The 17,269-nt window shown below is 36.4% G+C and carries 19 protein-coding genes; 7 read left to right on the forward strand and 12 right to left on the reverse strand.

The window, feature by feature from the left end; genetic code table 11:
* The first annotated feature begins 100 nt into the window (after positions 1 to 100).
* Entirely contained in the window at positions 101 to 787 is a 687-nt protein-coding gene (locus tag IEV57_RS07200) for an NUDIX hydrolase (RefSeq protein WP_188441137.1), read from the forward strand.
* Here IEV57_RS07200 and coaD read toward each other — a convergent pair.
* From coaD to IEV57_RS07220, 4 genes are read right to left on the reverse strand one after another with little or no spacing between them, the layout of a single operon-like run.
* Complete coding sequence (gene coaD, locus IEV57_RS07205) at positions 775 to 1,230, reverse strand: pantetheine-phosphate adenylyltransferase (protein ID WP_188441139.1); 456 nt, start codon at positions 1,228 to 1,230, stop codon at positions 775 to 777. The genes IEV57_RS07200 and coaD overlap by 13 nt on opposite strands.
* An 11-nt stretch (positions 1,231 to 1,241) precedes the next feature.
* Positions 1,242 to 2,069 (reverse strand): DUF3822 family protein, encoded by an 828-nt coding sequence (locus IEV57_RS07210; RefSeq protein WP_188441142.1) that lies wholly within the window; start codon positions 2,067 to 2,069, stop codon positions 1,242 to 1,244.
* A gap of 2 nt (positions 2,070 to 2,071) precedes the next feature.
* A complete protein-coding gene (locus IEV57_RS07215) occupies positions 2,072 to 2,653 on the reverse strand; it encodes a hypothetical protein (protein ID WP_188441144.1) in 582 nt (193 codons plus the stop codon).
* A gap of 53 nt (positions 2,654 to 2,706) precedes the next feature.
* On the reverse strand, positions 2,707 to 3,210 hold the full coding sequence (locus IEV57_RS07220; protein WP_188441147.1) for an NUDIX domain-containing protein: 504 nt from the start codon (positions 3,208 to 3,210) through the stop codon (positions 2,707 to 2,709).
* Positions 3,211 to 3,232: 22 nt separating this feature from the next.
* Here IEV57_RS07220 and IEV57_RS07225 point away from each other — a divergent pair, with 22 nt between their 5' ends.
* From IEV57_RS07225 to IEV57_RS07235, 3 genes are all read left to right on the forward strand, one after another.
* Complete coding sequence (locus IEV57_RS07225; protein WP_188441149.1) at positions 3,233 to 4,678, forward strand: ATP-dependent DNA helicase; 1,446 nt, start codon at positions 3,233 to 3,235, stop codon at positions 4,676 to 4,678.
* A gap of 95 nt (positions 4,679 to 4,773) precedes the next feature.
* The gene (locus tag IEV57_RS07230) at positions 4,774 to 5,163 is read left to right on the forward strand and encodes a DUF1573 domain-containing protein (RefSeq protein WP_188441151.1); all 390 of its coding nucleotides are present in this window, start codon (positions 4,774 to 4,776) and stop codon (positions 5,161 to 5,163) included.
* 152 nt (positions 5,164 to 5,315) lie between these two features.
* The gene (locus IEV57_RS07235; RefSeq protein ID WP_188441153.1) at positions 5,316 to 5,723 is read left to right on the forward strand and encodes a hypothetical protein; all 408 of its coding nucleotides are present in this window, start codon (positions 5,316 to 5,318) and stop codon (positions 5,721 to 5,723) included.
* A 215-nt stretch (positions 5,724 to 5,938) separates the two neighbouring features.
* On the opposite strand, the gene IEV57_RS07240 is transcribed toward IEV57_RS07235, so the two are convergent.
* From IEV57_RS07240 to IEV57_RS07270, 7 genes are all read right to left on the reverse strand, one after another.
* Complete coding sequence (locus tag IEV57_RS07240) at positions 5,939 to 7,108, reverse strand: baeRF7 domain-containing protein (protein ID WP_188441155.1); 1,170 nt, start codon at positions 7,106 to 7,108, stop codon at positions 5,939 to 5,941.
* A 414-nt stretch (positions 7,109 to 7,522) separates the two neighbouring features.
* Positions 7,523 to 7,747, reverse strand: coding sequence for a CDGSH iron-sulfur domain-containing protein (locus tag IEV57_RS07245; protein WP_188441157.1), 225 nt, complete (start codon positions 7,745 to 7,747; stop codon positions 7,523 to 7,525).
* Positions 7,748 to 7,950: 203 nt separating this feature from the next.
* Positions 7,951 to 8,664 (reverse strand): SGNH/GDSL hydrolase family protein, encoded by a 714-nt coding sequence (locus IEV57_RS07250; protein ID WP_188441159.1) that lies wholly within the window; start codon positions 8,662 to 8,664, stop codon positions 7,951 to 7,953.
* A gap of 6 nt (positions 8,665 to 8,670) precedes the next feature.
* Positions 8,671 to 9,714 carry a S66 peptidase family protein gene (locus IEV57_RS07255; protein ID WP_188441161.1) on the reverse strand — a complete coding sequence of 348 codons (1,044 nt, stop codon included), beginning with the start codon at positions 9,712 to 9,714 and terminating at the stop codon, positions 8,671 to 8,673.
* Between the two features lie 203 nt (positions 9,715 to 9,917).
* Positions 9,918 to 11,234, reverse strand: a complete 1,317-nt coding sequence (locus IEV57_RS07260; protein WP_229744260.1) for a D-alanyl-D-alanine carboxypeptidase/D-alanyl-D-alanine-endopeptidase — start codon at positions 11,232 to 11,234, stop codon at positions 9,918 to 9,920.
* The gene (locus tag IEV57_RS07265; protein ID WP_188441163.1) at positions 11,231 to 11,614 is read right to left on the reverse strand and encodes a DUF423 domain-containing protein; all 384 of its coding nucleotides are present in this window, start codon (positions 11,612 to 11,614) and stop codon (positions 11,231 to 11,233) included. The genes IEV57_RS07260 and IEV57_RS07265 overlap by 4 nt, the downstream gene beginning before the upstream one ends.
* A 160-nt stretch (positions 11,615 to 11,774) precedes the next feature.
* Positions 11,775 to 12,443 carry a YggS family pyridoxal phosphate-dependent enzyme gene (locus tag IEV57_RS07270; RefSeq protein ID WP_188441165.1) on the reverse strand — a complete coding sequence of 223 codons (669 nt, stop codon included), beginning with the start codon at positions 12,441 to 12,443 and terminating at the stop codon, positions 11,775 to 11,777.
* 47 nt (positions 12,444 to 12,490) lie between these two features.
* Between IEV57_RS07270 and IEV57_RS07275 the strand changes: the two genes are divergently transcribed.
* The 3 genes from IEV57_RS07275 to IEV57_RS07285 are packed head-to-tail and all read left to right on the forward strand — an operon-like array spanning position 12,491 to position 15,334.
* The gene (locus IEV57_RS07275; protein WP_188441167.1) at positions 12,491 to 14,038 is read left to right on the forward strand and encodes a GH3 family acyl-acid amido synthetase; all 1,548 of its coding nucleotides are present in this window, start codon (positions 12,491 to 12,493) and stop codon (positions 14,036 to 14,038) included.
* Positions 14,035 to 14,682, forward strand: a complete 648-nt coding sequence (locus tag IEV57_RS07280) for a LysE family translocator (protein ID WP_262916527.1) — start codon at positions 14,035 to 14,037, stop codon at positions 14,680 to 14,682. The genes IEV57_RS07275 and IEV57_RS07280 overlap by 4 nt, the downstream gene beginning before the upstream one ends.
* Before the next feature lie 43 nt (positions 14,683 to 14,725).
* A complete protein-coding gene (locus IEV57_RS07285) occupies positions 14,726 to 15,334 on the forward strand; it encodes a DUF6992 family protein (protein ID WP_188441169.1) in 609 nt (202 codons plus the stop codon).
* Positions 15,335 to 15,937: 603 nt separating this feature from the next.
* On the opposite strand, the gene ald is transcribed toward IEV57_RS07285, so the two are convergent.
* Positions 15,938 to 17,056: an alanine dehydrogenase gene (gene ald, locus IEV57_RS07290; RefSeq protein WP_188441171.1), complete on the reverse strand. Its 1,119-nt coding sequence runs from the start codon at positions 17,054 to 17,056 to the stop codon at positions 15,938 to 15,940.
* Positions 17,057 to 17,269 lie beyond the last annotated feature (213 nt).

Raw genomic sequence — 17,269 nt, forward strand, 5'->3', positions numbered from 1 at the left:
AAAATAGCAGATAAAAATCAAGCGGGATTGTGCAGGTTGATTTTTTTTCTGCATTTTTGATTTGCGTAGCGATTTCATTTGATAAAATTTACCAAGCACTATGAAGATTTTTATAAATGATAAGCCTTTGGATATTTTGACTCCTCAGGAACTTACTGATGATAGGACATTTGAATGTATCTATGAAAATCCAGCTGACTTACCTGCAACGGCTAATTTTCATGATGATGTTTTGATTACCAACCCATCCAAAGATGTTATAATCAAACTTTTATACCTTATGCGTACAAGGAAACTTAAGAATTTAGATTCTGTGGTCTTAGTGACAAAGGATAAAGAAACCTTGAAAAAGTTTATCAAAAGTAGATTTACAATTATCAAGGCAGCTGGGGGAGTAGTGACAAAAGAGGATAAAGTGCTTTTTATCCACCGCTTAGGAAAGTGGGATTTGCCCAAGGGCAAGTTCGAAAAAGGTGAAAGTCCAGAGGAGTGTGCGGTTAGAGAAGTGGAAGAGGAATGCGCTATTCAGGTCAAGTTAGGACCTGAAATCTGTAAAACATGGCATACTTATACGCATAATAGAAAGAGTATTCTCAAAAAGACTTTTTGGTATGCAATGGAAAATATGGATGATAAAGGAATGAAGCCTCAGGCAGAAGAAGGAATAGAAGATATTAAATGGCTGAGTCATCATGAAGCAAAAGTCGCATTAGTCAACTCTTATCCTTCCATGAGGTATCTTTACAAACGCTTTTTAAGAATGGCACCGAAAGCTCAGACTTCGTAAGGAAGATACTTATTGATGTCAACACCAAATCTGTGAACTTCTCGGATGATTGTAGAACTGATAGCAGCGAATTCTGGTGATGTAATCAAAAATACAGTTTCTAAGTCTGGATTAAGATTTCGGTTCATCTGACTGATTGTGTTTTCATATTCGAAATCAGTTGTATTTCTCAATCCCCTCACCAGAAAATTAGCGTTATGCTTTTTTGCAAAGGTTGACGTCAATTCATTGTACACATGAACTTCAACTCTTTCATTCAAAGCATAGGTCTCTTTGATTTTTTCGACCATGATGTCAATATCAAAGTACCTATTTTTTTTAGATGAATTATATCCAATCCCTATAATCACCTTGTCAAAAATATCAAGACTTCTGTTGACGATGTCGTGATGCCCTTTTGTAAAAGGGTCAAATGATCCTGGGAAAATGGCTATTTTTGTCATTGGGTTGTCTTTTAGTATTCCCAGAAGGCTTCAAATAAATTTGAATTCTGAAATATGCCAGCACCTAATTGGTATTGTTGATTCGCTTTTGGTTGATCCAAAACGAAATTTTTGAAATATGTACGACCAAATTCTTGATCAAGATCTAAAGCAGCGTATTCACCAAACACGGTGACTCTGCAGTATTTACGATCAAAATTTAAATGATTGGTTATTCCAAACAAATATTTCATCAGACTATCTCTATCATCGCAGTCGAAGACATTGAAAACAGTTAATTTTTGATTTTTGAAAGCGGCAAGATAAAAACCATGGCTAAAAACAGAAATGAAGGTCTCTTGATTGATATAGGTGTTTTTATCTTTTAAGATGTAGGATAAAAATGACGCTGCCCCATGATGAAATGAAATTTGCTTGCTTGTACCTGTAAAAACTTCTTTCAGTTCATTACCTATTTTTGATACCAAATAACAATTGTTGCTATCTATACCGGAGGATATATAACTTACATCATTTCCATTTTCCTCCGAAAACCCTAAGTAAACAGGAAGATGACTAGAATCGAAAACTAATCCAGGAATTAATGCAACAGGTTTTTGGAATAGAAAAACTTTTTTTCGAACATCTAATGCATAAAGTTTGTCTCGTTCTATGACGAATTTTAAAGACTTCAGATCGGCAAAAAACTTTTGATGAATACCAGATACATCCCCATTTATATCCTTGGATAGGAGAATATATTTTTCATCAAATAAGAAAAGCGATAAACTTGATACCGCTTGGGTATCAAATTTATCGCTGTAAATGTTCTCTTGAATATTTTCTTTAGAGTTAGCCAAGATTACTCCCAGTTACCTGAAGTAGATGAATCAGTTCTAGAACCTACTCTCAAGGCTTTTTCCTTATTATTCAACCTTCTTTTTGGATTAATAGGGTCTGGATCTCTGATTTCAAATACAGGGATTTCTCTTTGATTTCTTTCGACTTTATCAGAGAAAAACTCAAAAGTCTGTCCACCAGAACCAGGAACTACATGTAATGCTTCTAAGTTGAAATCAGGATATTTTCTTTCATTGAATAGAGAATCTATTACGTTTACAGATCCTAAAGTATCAAAAGTTACGGTTGTTTCTTCCTTACCGTAATCCAATAATTTAGTGGTTTCACTTCTTTGGATTAACCAAATCTGTCCTTCTTCGATGAATTTTTTCAAATCGTTCCAGTTACCGGCATATTCACCATTAGTAGCAACGTAAGCAATTTGTGCATCTCTGAGCATTTGTAATTTCTCAATAATTCGAGCCTCTGTTCTGGCGATTTCTTTTTCTTTTTCTACTACGCTGTCCACGGAGTCATAAAGCATGTAACCTAGGCCAAGTGCGCCTAATAAGAAGACAATAGATAAAATTCTAGTTAACGTCATTTTCGGATTGATTTAATCTGCTAAATAAGGTTGATGGTATATTTATTAAAGTGCTATTTTAGATAATTATTTTCAAAATTAAAATATCCTTTCCACATTCTCACATCATTCAGTGATTTTATTCCCCAAAATAGCCGATGTTTTTCTTCTTTTTTGATAAACGCAAGATTATCGATGTCAAGAAAGCTCATTTCTGTGATCAATTGAAGATCATCAGACAGTTCTGGATCTTTGCCCATTTTAAGTTCCCCACCGATCGCTTCAACTTCAAAATAAAGCTCCACAGCATGTAGAGGTTTGTGCAGATATTCATAAGTACATAGGAAATTCCCAACTTTGATTTCTAAACCTGTTTCTTCAAGGTATTCTCTTTTTAAATTCTCAGCAACAGAACTCCCGTATTTCATTCCTCCGCCAGGCACATTCCAAAGAAATTTGTTTTCGCCCATTTTATGCTTGATCATCAAAATTTTCTCATCTTGGATCAATACGCCATTGACACGTGTTCTCAGTCTTCCCCCAAATTTCTCCTCAATTTCTTTTTCCAATTTCGTCATTTTAGACTTAGCTTCGTGATTAATGAACGATAAAGATAATCAAGTCAATACAAAGCCTTCTATTTTACTCCAAAGAAATTTCCCCCATGAACCTACTTCGGGACAGCTTTCATTTTTTTTGAAGATGGATCACTTTCTCAAAACCGAAGTAGCTGAGGGAAGCACATTTATTTTGAGAGGATATGCGGGTACGGGAAAGACCTCTGTGATTTCTGCATTGGTAAACTCTCTTCCAAGACTAAATATGAAGTCTTTGCTTTTAGCGCCAACAGGACGCGCGGCGAAAGTAATGAGTAATTATTCAGGGAAATCTGGTTTTACCATTCACAAAATTATCTATCGCCCAAAAGGCAATTCACCTGAATTGACGATGGGCTTTGATTTGATGAAAAATTATTACAAAAACACAGTTTTTATCGTCGATGAAGCTTCCATGCTTGCAGATGATGGAGCAGGAAGTTTGTTAAGAGATTTGGTTCGGTTTGTTTTTCAAGAATCCACCAACAGACTTTTGCTGGTGGGTGATACTGCACAGCTTCCTCCTGTTGGTAGCTCACTAAGTCCGGCATTGGATAAGAGTTATTTGATTCGGAATTTTAGACTAGCCGTGGAGGATACAGAACTGCAAGAAGTCATGCGGCAGCAACTTAATTCTGGCATCTTGTATAATGCCACTTTGCTAAGAGGTCAGGTGCTGCAAGAGAAACCTGTGATTGGTTTTTATACCAAGGGATTCAAGGATTTCTTCAAAATGACCGGAGAAAGATTGGAAGATGGCTTAAGGTATGCTTATGATAAATATGGCGTGGAAAATACCATCATAGTTACCCGATCTAACAAAATGGCAGTACAGTACAATGAATACATTCGAAGAACCATCCACTTTTATGAAGAGGAAATTTCTGCAGGTGATATGTTGATGATTGTCAAAAACAATTATACCTATATGGCAGATTCAGACAAGGTGAATTTTCTTGCTAATGGGGATTTTGTGGAAGTTGCAAAAATTCGTTCTTTTGAAGAATTGTATGGCTTGAGATTTGCAACATTAGAATTGAAGCTAATAGATTATCCAGACGAACCTTACTTTGAAGCGAAGGTGATTTTGGATACGCTCCACAGCCCAACTCCAGCTTTGAGTGTGGAGCAATATAAAAACCTCTACCAAGAAGTGGCAGAGGATTATGCAGATGTAGCCAACAAAGGAGAAAGGATGGATTTGATAAAAAAAGATCCTTATCTTTCGGCCTTACAAGTTAAATTTGCGTATGCATTGACTTGTCACAAATCACAAGGAGGACAGTGGGAGGCAGTATTTGTCGATCAAGGATACCTGACAGAGGAGCAAGTGGATCATGAATACATCAGATGGCTCTACACTGCGGTGACCAGAGCAACAAAAGAAGTATTCATGGTGAACTTTCATCCTAGGTTTTACCTTAATTCAGAAAATAGTGAATTGGAGTAATAGTGAATTAAGTTATTTGTTTGATTAGTGATTAGTTGATTGAGTAATTTTAAATTAGAATATAGAAAACAAAGAATAAATTAAAACTTAGAGCAATGAAAAAGTTAGTATTAATCATGGTAATGGCACTGTTTGCAATAGCAGTACAAGCCCAAGAAAAAAAAGGTGCTCAGATCATCTTTAAAGAAAAATCTATCGACTTCGGAGATATTACTCAGGGGGATAAGGTAGAACATAAATTTATCTTCGAAAACACAGGAGATGCGCCTTTGGTGATTTCTAATGTAGCAGTGACTTGCGGATGTACTGCACCTAACTGGCCAAAAACTCCAATCGCACCAGGAGAAAAAGGAGAAATGAAAGTTGTATTCAACTCTGCCGGTAAAATGGGCAAGCAAAACTCCGTAGTAAGAGTTTACTCCAATGCTGCCGAGCCAATCGAAAAAGTATCCCTGATCTCTAATGTCCTTCCAAAAGGAAATTAAGAGAATTTAAAATAATTTAAAAAGCAGACCTGAGATCGGGTCTGCTTTTTTTATGTCTTGTCCGTGATATTTGTATTATAGGTTTATATATTCTTGGTAATGTAAAATATTATTTGGTATATTTATAAAAATATAAAATTAATATTTGTTTTATGAAATATAAAATAACAATTGCGATCTCATTAATAGGACTATTATTAGGAGGGATAGCATATTGGTTTCAACCATATAATCAACAAGACTTGTTTGGAGTAAGCATTTATCTGATTATGGGAGTTGGAGCTTTTCTATCTTCTTTTTTTATTAAAATTTATCTCAAAGAAAAACCTCTCAAAATTGCCAATTTTGTTTCCCTTGGGGTTATTATGGCTGTTTTAGCCAGAATAATATTTGATGTTGCATTTTGGGATTCAACATCTCATAACCTTGCTCCTTTCGAAATAATAATTTGTGGCCTCAATGCTTTTTTTCCTGCTCTTATTGGAGGGTTCTTAGGGAAGTTAGTACTAAGTCTTTTTATGTCAAATACAATTCTTTCTCATAAGAAAGAGAGCAGATAGGACTTATAAAAAAGATTTGAGATTATATAATTTTCATGTTAAAACAAGTTTTTTTTTCTCAATTTTAAAAAAAACAGGAGATATTCTATTACGAAACCTGAACTGCTGAAATCCTTATTTTTTGAGTATGTCTTTTGGGAAATCTAAGCATATTATTTAACCCAAAAAAGACAGGATTTCCTGTCTTTTTTGGGTTAATGAAATAAGATTTTTGATTATAAAGGATACCTGAGTATCGCTGCAACTTGTGCTTCTTCAGGCATGTTTTCCTCTTCTACCATATATACTTTGCCTTTATATTCAACTGTTCTCGCGGCAGCTTCATCTATCAGACAATGCCCCGTGTTCTCTTGCTTTTCAGACACGTTGATTTGGTGGGTTTCAGGATCGTAAGTTCCGAAAAGATGTTTGTGGTTCATATTCACCAAAAGCGTATCTATTCCGCCAGTCAGAGCAGCTTTGATGATTTTTAAATTATCATTACTTATTGCAAGTCCGTCTGCAGCCTTTTGGTTGAAAGCCTCTTTTCTCTTGATTCTTTCTTTTTCAAAAAATGGTGCGACTACCTCCCAAGATTTTTGATGTAAGGTCATCATGTCTTTTTCGCCATAAGCACCACTCACATGCCCATCCAAGAGGTGATTGTATTTGGTTGCTTCTTTGAAAATAGGAATAAGGTAATCGACTCCAGCCAAAACTAGCGGTAGTGGATTGTTATTTAGCTTGGGCTCAAGCATATTGGTCATTCTGTGGAAATAATTTAGAATGGTGACTTTTTTCACTTCATCAGAACCACCGTCATGCCCGTGATACATTGCACCTGCATTGCCAGACCCTCCCTGACCCTGCAATTGTTTTTGATTTTCATCTTCCTTTTCTTCAGTGGTAAAAGACACCGCTACCTCTTCACGGTCTAGGATGATTTCTTGTACTGTATTTCTTGTAGCTTCATACAATAGGTTCTTATCAAGATTGAGCAATAAGATGTAGTAATGTCCATCATCTGACAATTCAGGAATCATAGGCAATAACAAAGGTTTCTCGCCAATGAAATTTTGACCATTTTCTAGATCAATGGGTACTTTGATTACTTCCATGCCTTCGGATGAAATAAAGCATGCCAACATATCTGAATTATTTTGCCAGAAAGTCTGGTCATCCAAAAGTTCAAAAGCTGGAGAAAGTAAGTTTTTGATTTCCTTATTTTCAATATTATGATCTTTCTCCAATTTGATAGTGACTTCTTGCAATTGATTCTTGAAATGAATCTGATCTTTTTTATAACCTTCAGAACTCTGTCTTGATGTAGGACTATAAATACTTACAAAGGGATTCCCCTTCTTTTTGGATAGATTGATAAAAGCATTTCTATTAAAAATTTCCATTTGATTAGATTTAGGTTAAACATGTAATTTAGAAAAGGGCTTGTCCCTCAATACTAAAAAGCTCAAAAACTCCGCCAATGAAGCAGAATCTTAATATAAATTCAATTAAAATGGGATAAGACACCTTGAGTGACGGATTGAGCGATTGGAGGAAAAATTCGATAACAAAAAAAAATATGAATTTGGGACAGATTATTTTGAAGATATCTGACATTAATATTTAGCATATTAGAGAAAACCCTAAATAAAAAGCCCTGATTGATTCGTATATCAATCAGGGCTTTTGCTAGGTAATGCTGTGTCCGCATGCGGTCTATTGACTCTCAATTAAACGCATAAAGACTTACTCTGTAGCTTCAAGACTAAAAACGATCTAACTTGTTATCTCGAGTTTGTTTGCTACTTAAGACTGTTTTATACTTTCTTTGGAGGTAAATCAAAGGATGTCGCTTCGTGCTCGAAATTACCTCTATGCGAACCATCACAAAAAGGTTTATTATTAGAGTGACCACACCTGCAGAGTCCTAATGTGGTTCTTCCTTGAAGGCCATAGGCGTTACCCTGATTGTCAACAATTTCAAAATCCCCTTCTACTTTTAGAAAGCCATTGGGATTTACGGTTATTTTAGTTTTGGACATATTTTTCTTTTTGAATTTTCATTAATACAACGAACTTACATAAAAAGGGCTCAAATTTGAAAATAACTTTTAAGAACGACTCTTTTGACCCGAAAATCTAGGCGTTTTTTTTCCTTATTTTATGGTTGTTAGATAAGGAAATTTCTCTATTTAACTGTTAGATACCTCTTAGATAGTGATTTTGGTTGATGAACATCTGAATATTAAAACTCCATTACCTCAACAATCTCCACCAATTTTTCCGCCCAATATTGATAAATCAAACCACTTGGATGGAGTTGGTCTGAGACAACTGACTCAGGCTTCATCCCATTGATTCTGTAATGTTCAGTAATATCGATATAGGTAACGCCAATTTCTTCTGTAATTTCTTTTTTTGCTTGGTTGTATTGATCAATTTCGCGCGCTACTTTTTCTTGATCCGAACCCCTGTTTACCGCAAAAGGTGTAACTCCCCAATCTGGAATTGAAAGCACCACGACATGACTTTTATCTCCTTTTGCAAAAGCGATGGTATCTTCCAAAAGTTGTCGAAATTCACTTCGGTAATTGTCAACAGGTCTTCCTCGATATTGATTGTTTACTCCAATCAGTAAAGTGACCAAATCGTAAGTTTTTCCGTTGACATCTGAAGCTTGAATACCTTTTTTCAATTCATCAGTTGTCCAACCTGTAGTGGCGATGATTTTTGGCTCTGAAAAAACAATTCCCGATGCCTCGAGCATTTCCACTGCCTGATGGGGATAGCGGTCTTTCGCCTCAACACCCTCTCCGATGGTATAAGAATCACCAAGTGCCAAATATGTCATTTTATCTGAATCCATATTTTGATTTTGTTTTGAAATATTCTGGGTAGAAATACAGCTCCATTGTCCCAATACGAGGAAAAGGCTAGCTATTAAGTGAGTTTTTTTCATAAGGTTTTATTGAAATATTGTTTCTAGCATAGTCAAAGTACCTGCATCTGCATCGAGTTTTACTCTTGCACCAACAGGGATGATAAATTGCTTTTGGATATGCCCAATCATAGCGCCTTTGTATGCAGGGATTCCCAATGGAAGAATATAATCATCCAATACATCATCCAATGTAAGTGAACCATAGCCACCCGATGGAGTGCAGTCAGTACATTGACCAAAGACAAATCCCTTGATCTGATCTAAAGTACCATTGAGTTTTAAGGTGCTCATCATCCGGTCGATTTTGTATGGGTCTTCGCCAATGTCTTCAATAAAAAGAATGGAATCTTTGAAGTCAGGCAAATAGGGTGTTCCGGAAAGTGCAGTGAGTACAGTAAGATTTCCTCCCAGGATTTTTCCTTCTACTGTACCTGATTTTAGGGTGATTGTTCTATTATTTTTGATGACCAAATCATCCCCTTTTTGAACTTCATTTTGGAAAGTGGTCAACGCTTTGTCAAAAAAGATATTTTCGAATTGCTGTACATTGAAATTATTCCAGCTTCCAGTTCCATTGGGTCCATGAAAAGTAATTAAGCCTGTTTTTGCATGAATGGCATTATGCAAGGCAGTGATATCAGAATAGCCAAGAAGTGGTTTTGGATTCTTTTTAATTGATTTGTAATCGATCATTGGGAGGATTCTCGCCGCTCCAGAACCTCCACGGATACAAATAATAGCTTTTACTTCATCATCGGCGAACATGCTATTCAAATCACCTGCTCTTTCTTCATCCGTTCCAGCAAGATGACCTCGACGGTTTTTGAGATTTTCCCCAAGTTTCACTCTGAATCCCAAAGCCTCTAAAGCTTCCTGAGCAAACATAAACTGAATGCGCTCTGCTGTAGCCGAAGAAGGGCTGATCAATCCTACGGTATCGCCTTTTTTGAGAGATTTAGGCAGGAGTGAAATAGAACTAGACCTTTCTTCTTTTAGATTATCAAAAGCAAAAAATGGAACAGCTCCAAGCGTAAGGCCAAGTGATTTGATAAAGTTTCTTTTATTCATTTCTATTCAATTTCAAGAATGATTTATAAAGCTAAATTTATTTCCTGATATGTATATCCGCTTTTACAACGGTAGCCACTTAAAATAAATTAAATCCTAAATTTAAGGTGCTATGAACCTTTAGCTGTCGGTATTTGACAATTATCCCCAAGATTATTTGTGATAAAATCACAAACGGGTGTCATTGCGGATAATCATATTTCTTAATAATTATCTCTAATGAAGACTAAGACTTTTTCCATTTCTCTTCTAACTTCACTCGCCTTGTTGAGGTAATTGTTGTTCAAAAATGCAAAGGCATAATAGCGGTCACTTTTTGATTTGATGATGCCGACCAAAGCATGATTGTTACTGATTGTCCCCGTTTTGGCAAATACATAGGGTTTGGATCCTTTGTAATTATTTTTTAATGTTCCATTAATTCCACCTTGAGGAAGAAGGTTAATCAGCTCAATTCTTGGGATAGTTTGATCGATTTTTTCAATTAGCCTGATCATACTTCTTGGCGTGACTAGATTATGTCTCGAAAGCCCCGAGCCATCTACCCATTGCGGTTTATCCGGAAGATCATCTAAATACTTTTTCAAAACGTTTTCTATGGCTTTTTCACTATTCAATTCTCCCAACATCTGATCAGAAACCATTAGGAGGATTTGCTCTGCAATAAAATTATCGCTTTCCTGCAACATTTCTTTCAAAAGCGGACGCATGGAGCCTCCATGAAATGTTTGGCTGTTGGAAGGTAGTTTTGTATTGACCAATTCAACAGGTTTCTGAAGGATATCGCGCAATAGGGTGACAGTAAGTTCTGGAGATGTGACAAATGGCAAGATCGGCCCTGGATTGGTGTAAGTCCTTGGATTGTAGTAAAAAGTGTTGCTATGAAAATCTCTTCTCACGGTAGTTAGGTTACCACCGATGTTTTTAGACTCGGTTTTGAAAGAAGAAATGCTAGCTTGAGGAATGCGGTTAACATTTCTAAAAGTCACGATATTTCCATAAATGGGCAGAGGAGAGCGTTCTGCAGAATAGGCATAATAATAGTCATCCCACTGCCATCCATATCCAAAGGGGGTATCATTCCAGTTTTGATCTGAATAAAATACCTTGCTGTAGGGTTTTAGAAATTCCTCAACTTTAGGCTGGGGCAAAATATTGTATTTCCAAGAAGGGTCTCCAGAACCCCAAATTGTAATTTCATTACCGTTGGTGGTATAGCGAAAGGTATTGGTTTGATTATTCATCACCATCAGGGAAGCATAAAAAGTAAGAAGCTTTGTTGTGGAAGCTGGAATGAAATTCATATGGCTGTTTTTCTCGTAATGCACCCACTGACTATCCAAATCATAGAGCATAAAGCCAGTCAAATGATTGTCGAAAAATGTGTTAGGTCCAAGAAGTGAATGAAGCTTTTGATATCTTAAAGAAACGCTATCTTCTCTCGATTCATTTTGAGAAAATCCAATGAAAATAAAAGTAACCGTTAGTAAAACGGATAAAAAAGCTTTTTTAAACATCATGAATTAACTTTAGCTGAATTGCTTGATAAGAATAGATAAACCCATCCCAAGATAAATGCCACACCTCCAATTGGAGTAATGGCTCCAAGCCAGGTGATTCCTGTTAAGGACATCACGTAAAGCGATCCTGAAAAAATGATAATCCCTAATAGGAAGAAATATCCTGAGAAATTTAATTTTTTGTTATCGGGAAATTGAATTTTCAAAACTCCGATAAGGGCAATTGCTAGGGTATGATAAAAATGATATTTTACAGCTGTCTCGAAAGTTTCAGTTCTCCCATACTCAGCTAAAATCCCTGCCAAACTATGTGCTCCAAATGCCCCGATCCCCACAGCCAAAGCTCCCAGAACCGCCCCTATTTTTATGTATATATTCATAGTTTCTTAATTATTTGTAAAGTTAGAATTTGAAAAGTTGTAATGTTCTTTGAGTAGTAATTTCCAAATCTATATTTAAAGGCTGCACGAATCCTACTCCCGCGCAAGCCAACTTTTAAACCTTTAAACCTATTAACCTTATAACCTATCGCTCAATCTTCTAATTTCTACTTCCGAAAATCGCCGAACCGATCCTCACCATCGTACTTCCTTCTTCTTGTGCAATGATGTAATCTCCACTCATGCCCATAGAAATTTCTTTTAAGTCAAAATTTTGTGGAAGTTCTTTCGATTTCAAGTCGTCAAACAGTGATTTCAAACCTTTAAACTCTTTTCTGATTACCACTTCATTTTCCGTAAATGTAGCCATTCCCATCAACCCAACGATTTTGACATGTTGCAGTTGTTTGATTTCATCACTTTGAAGCATTTCTTCCATTTCAGCATCATCAAATCCAAATTTACTCTCTTCTTTGGCAATGTGCATTTGTAGTAAACAAGGGATGATGCGATCGGATTTTTTAGCTTCTTTATTGATCTCTTTGAGCAGTTTGAAAGAGTCTACGCCATGGATCAAGTGAATAAACGGAGCAATATATTTAACCTTGTTCCGCTGAAGGTGACCGATCATATGCCATTGGGTGTCTTCTGGCATTTGTGGCTGCTTGTCCACTATTTCTTGAACTTTATTCTCTCCAAAATCCCTTATTCCAGCAGCATAAGCTTCTTTTAGGGCTTCTATTGGTTTGGTTTTACTGACCGCAACGAGAAGGCAATCAGAATTTACAAAAGTATTTTTTATTTCAATTAAGTTTTCTTTGATACTCATTCCCTTAAATTTGATATTTCAATTGTTTCAGGTACCTAAACAAAGATATGGCAATATTAGGGACATTACTAAAAAAAGGGATCAGATTGAGAGAATCTCTCGAGCAAGAATTCAGTGCGCCTTTGGAGTTACAAAAGAAGACGCTACAAAAACTTTTAATCAAAGCGGCTAAAACAGAAATTGGGAAAAAGTACGAATTTGATCAGATTCTCAAAAGTTTCAAAAATGGAGATCATGATTTTTATACTCATTTTTCTAAGCAAGTACCGATTTACAATTATGATAAAATCTATGAAGAGTGGTGGCACAAGCTTAAAAATGGAGAGAAAAATATCACTTGGCCTGGAGCGATTAGATATTTTGCATTGAGCTCAGGGACATCAGGAGCGGCTTCTAAGTTTATCCCCATTTCTAAGGATATGGTGAAGGCGATTCGAAAAACGGGAGTGAGACAGATTCTTTCTCTTTCTAAATATGAAATCCCCGATCATTTGTTGTCTAAGGGTATTTTGATGCTCGGTGGAAGTACGGATTTGGAATTCAATGGAACATACTTTTCTGGGGATTTAAGTGGAATTACTACAGGAAGATTGCCGATCTGGTTTCAGCGTTTTTATAAGCCAGGAAAAAAGATAGCTAAGAATAAAGATTGGGGTCAAAAGTTGGATCAAATCGTCCAAAATGCTCCCAAGTGGGATATTGGAATCATCGTTGGCGTACCCGCTTGGCTGCAGATTTTGATGGAAAAAATCGTTGAAAAATATCAAGTAAAAACAATTCATGATATTTGGCCTAACTTACACATATTTGTTCATGGAGGTGTTTCATTTGAACCTTATAGACGTGGTTTTGAAAAGCTATTAGATAGACCTTTGATTTACATGGAGACCTATTTGGCTTCCGAGGGTTTTTTGGCATTTCAGGCCAAGCCGGATCAAAAATCCATGCGCTTAGTTTTAAATACGGGAATTTTCCATGAATTTATCCCTTTCAATGATCAAAACTTTGACCATAACGGAGAGGTGAAAGAAAATGCTCAAACCCTCAAAATTGATGAAATTGAAGAGGGAAAAGAGTATGCACTTTTGATTTGTACTTGTGCAGGTGCGTGGAGGTATTTGATTGGCGATGTCATCAAGTTTGTCTCCAAAGAAGAAAGCGAAATCGTCATCACAGGCAGAACAAAGCATTTTTTGAGCCTATGTGGGGAGCATCTTTCTGTGGATAATATGAATAAGGCAATCAATCTATTGGAAGATGATATGAATATTGATATCCGTGAATTTACTGTGCTGGGTTTGCCACATGGTAGTTTGTTTGCGCATCATTGGTTTATCGGAACAGAAGATCAAGTAGATATTTCAGAAATGAAAGTTAAACTCGATGAAAAATTAAGCTTTCTTAATGATGACTATGCAGTTGAGAGAAAACATGCGCTTAAAGAAGTGAATGTTACGGCTATTTCCCCATCTTTATTTTACGCATGGATGAAATCAGAAGGCAAGGAGGGAGGACAGAATAAATTCCCGAGAGTTCTCAAAGGTGAAAAGCAAACATCTTGGTTGAATTTTCTGCAAAATCATAGTCTTAAATGATGATAAATCAGGCATTACTTGAAGGGATCAGTATGGGCTTGTTGCTGTCAGCGATGATTGGTCCAGTATTTTTTACCCTGATTCAAAACTCCATTCAAAGTGGATTTAGAAATACCGCAATTTTAGCATTCGGAATACTAACAAGCGATCTTATTTATGTTTTGATCACTTATTTTAGTGTCAGTATTTTTGCTCAAAATCCTTACTTTGAGGTGATACTTGGCTATCTCGGAGCGGCAGTTTTGATTGGCTTTGGGATCGTTACTTTTTTCAAAAAAGGGGGTTCAAGACCTAATTCCGCAGGTTTTCAAATTCTCAAACCAAAAAAGAGAACTGCATTTATGAAAGGATTTAGCATCAATGGAATCAATCCTTTTGTATTACTTTTTTGGATTTCGATCGCTGGAGTAGTCAATCTCAAAGATTCTTTTTCATCATCAGATGTATTTCTATATTATTTTGGGATATTGTTTGTAGTTTTTGGAATTGATCTTTTGAAAGCATTTGTAGCCAAGCAATTGAAACCATTTGTCACGCCGAAATTTATGGTAAATATGAATAGGGTGGTGGCAATAATACTGGTGTTTTTTGGGGCGAGGTTAATTGCTTTTGCTTATGAAAAACAAATGCTCTTGATGGGTTGATTGAAAACAAAATCAACTCTAAAAACTTTAAAAAAGAAAAACTATGATTCAAAATCAAAATTTCAAACCTGCATTTCTAGCAATCTTATTTTTCTTGTTTGCAATTACATTGGTTCAAGCGCAGGACGTTCCCACAAAACTGACGGAGTTCAATCAAGTGAGAATCGATTACAACAAATCAGGAATGATCATCCTAGGTTCATGGGCTTTAGGAAATATTGCTTTGGGCGGGATCATGGCTGGAAGAACAGCAGGGGAGACAAAAGCTTTTCATCAAATGAACATCTACTGGAATACGGTTAATTTGGCGATTGCTGGTTTTGGATATTACTCAGCGATGAATGAAGTGCCGAGTTCAGAATTTTGGGAAACGATGAATGCACAAAACAGCATTGAAAAAATATTGCTGGTCAACGCTGCTTTGGATTTGGGGTATATGGCTGGTGGATTGTATTTATTAGAAAGAGGTAGACGATTAGACAAAGATCAATTTAAAGGTTTTGGTAAATCTGTAATTTTGCAAGGAGCATTTTTGATGAGTTTCGATGCGATCAAGTATGTTTTTCACAATATTCATGGCAAAGAACTCCCTACGATCATGAATCATATTGGAATCACTCCAAATGGAGTAGGATTGTTGATGAACTTTTAGAAATCTTTCGCCAATTTTTTTACCACAGATGGACACAGATAAACACTATTTATTTAGGGACACGTCATATCGAGCAGATCGAGATATCTCACATGCGTAAAATCTAAAATTTACCTTCTAAAATCACAAAGAGATATCTCACATGCGTTCGATATGACCATAAAACTGCCTTTGTGTCCTTGTGCCACCTTTGTGGTAAATCTAAAATCTACCCTCTTAAATCTAAAATCTAAAATCTACCTTCTAAAATCACAAAGAGATATCTCACATGCATTCGATATGACCATAAAACTTACCATTGTGTTCTTGTGCCACCTTTGTGGTAAATCTATAATCTACCCTCTAAAATCTAAAATCTACCTTCTAAAATCACAAAGAGATATCTCACATGCGTTCGATATGACTATAAAACTGCCTTTGTGTCCTTGTGCCACCTTTGTGGTAAATCTATAATCTACCCTCTTAAATCTAAAATCTAAGATCTACCCTCTAAAATTTAAATCTTCCCTCTTGGCTCTTGCTTCTTTTCTCTGACTTCTTACAAAAAAAGCCTCCCGATATACATCAGAGAGGCTTTTTTTAAATATATATTTTAGCGAATAATTAGTCAGCTAAGTATTTGTCAACTGGTACGTAATCCAAATTGAATGCTTCAGCAACCGCTTTATACACCACGTCACCGTTGATGATATTCAGTCCTGGAACAAGCTCTTTATTTTCCTGAGCAGCTACTTTCCAGCCTTTATCTGCCAATTGTACCGCATAAGGAAGTGTAGCATTTGTCAATGCAAGTGTAGAAGTGTAAGGAACTGCACCTGGCATGTTCGCCACACAATAATGAACCACCTCATCAATCACGTAAGTAGGGTTTTCGTGAGTGGTTGGCTTACATGTTTCGATACATCCACCTTGATCCACGGCAACATCTACCAATACTGCACCTTTTTTCATATCTGTCAACATATCTCTAGTGATCAAGTGTGGTGCTTTTGCTCCTGGGATCAATACTGCTCCCACGATCAAATCAGCATCTTTGATCATCTCTCTGATATTGTATTCATTAGACATCATGGTCTTAACATTGGCAGGCATCACGTCAGACAAATATCTCATTCTCTGAAGAGATACATCCATGATCGTTACGTCCGCACCAAGTCCAGCAGCCATCCATGCAGCTTGTGTTCCTACGATTCCACCACCTAAAATGATTACTTTGGCAGGAAGAACACCCGGTACACCACCCAACAAAATACCCCTGCCACCTAATGGTTTTTCAAGGTAATTCGCTCCTTTTTGGATTGCCATACGACCAGCAACTTCTGACATAGGTACCAAAAGTGGCAAACTTCTATCAGGTCTCTCTACAGTTTCATAAGCCAAACAAACCGACTTGTTTTCGATCATTGCCTTGGTCAAAGGCTCGTATGATGCAAAATGGAAATAAGTGAACAACAACTGACCTTCTTTGATTAATTTATATTCAGGTTCGATAGGTTCCTTCACCTTCATGATCATCTCAGCGATAGCGTACACATCTTCGATAGTTGGAAGAATAGCAGCACCAGCCTCTGTGTACATATCATCAGTAAATCCACTGCCTTCACCAGCAGTATGTTGAACAAATACAGAATGACCTCTCTTTACTAGCTCCTGAGCACCTGCCGGTGTCAATGCAACCCTGTTTTCGTTGTTTTTAATCTCCTTTGGAACACCTATTATCATGTCGTGTAAATTTGGGTTATAATTATGGCGGCAAATATAATAAGGGATAGGGATTCTCTTTCTAATTCATCCTACTTATTTTGATTCGAAGATGAAATCAAATGATATATAGAATTAAATTTTTTTTAATCGAGTTTTTCTTAATAAAATTTCAAAAATCATGGTTTTAAAACTTATAATTCTGAGCATTTTTATTCTTGGCCTGAGACTTTT

The sequence above is a fragment of the Belliella aquatica genome, from assembly GCF_014637795.1.
In the GTDB taxonomy this organism is placed as follows: domain Bacteria; phylum Bacteroidota; class Bacteroidia; order Cytophagales; family Cyclobacteriaceae; genus Belliella; species Belliella aquatica.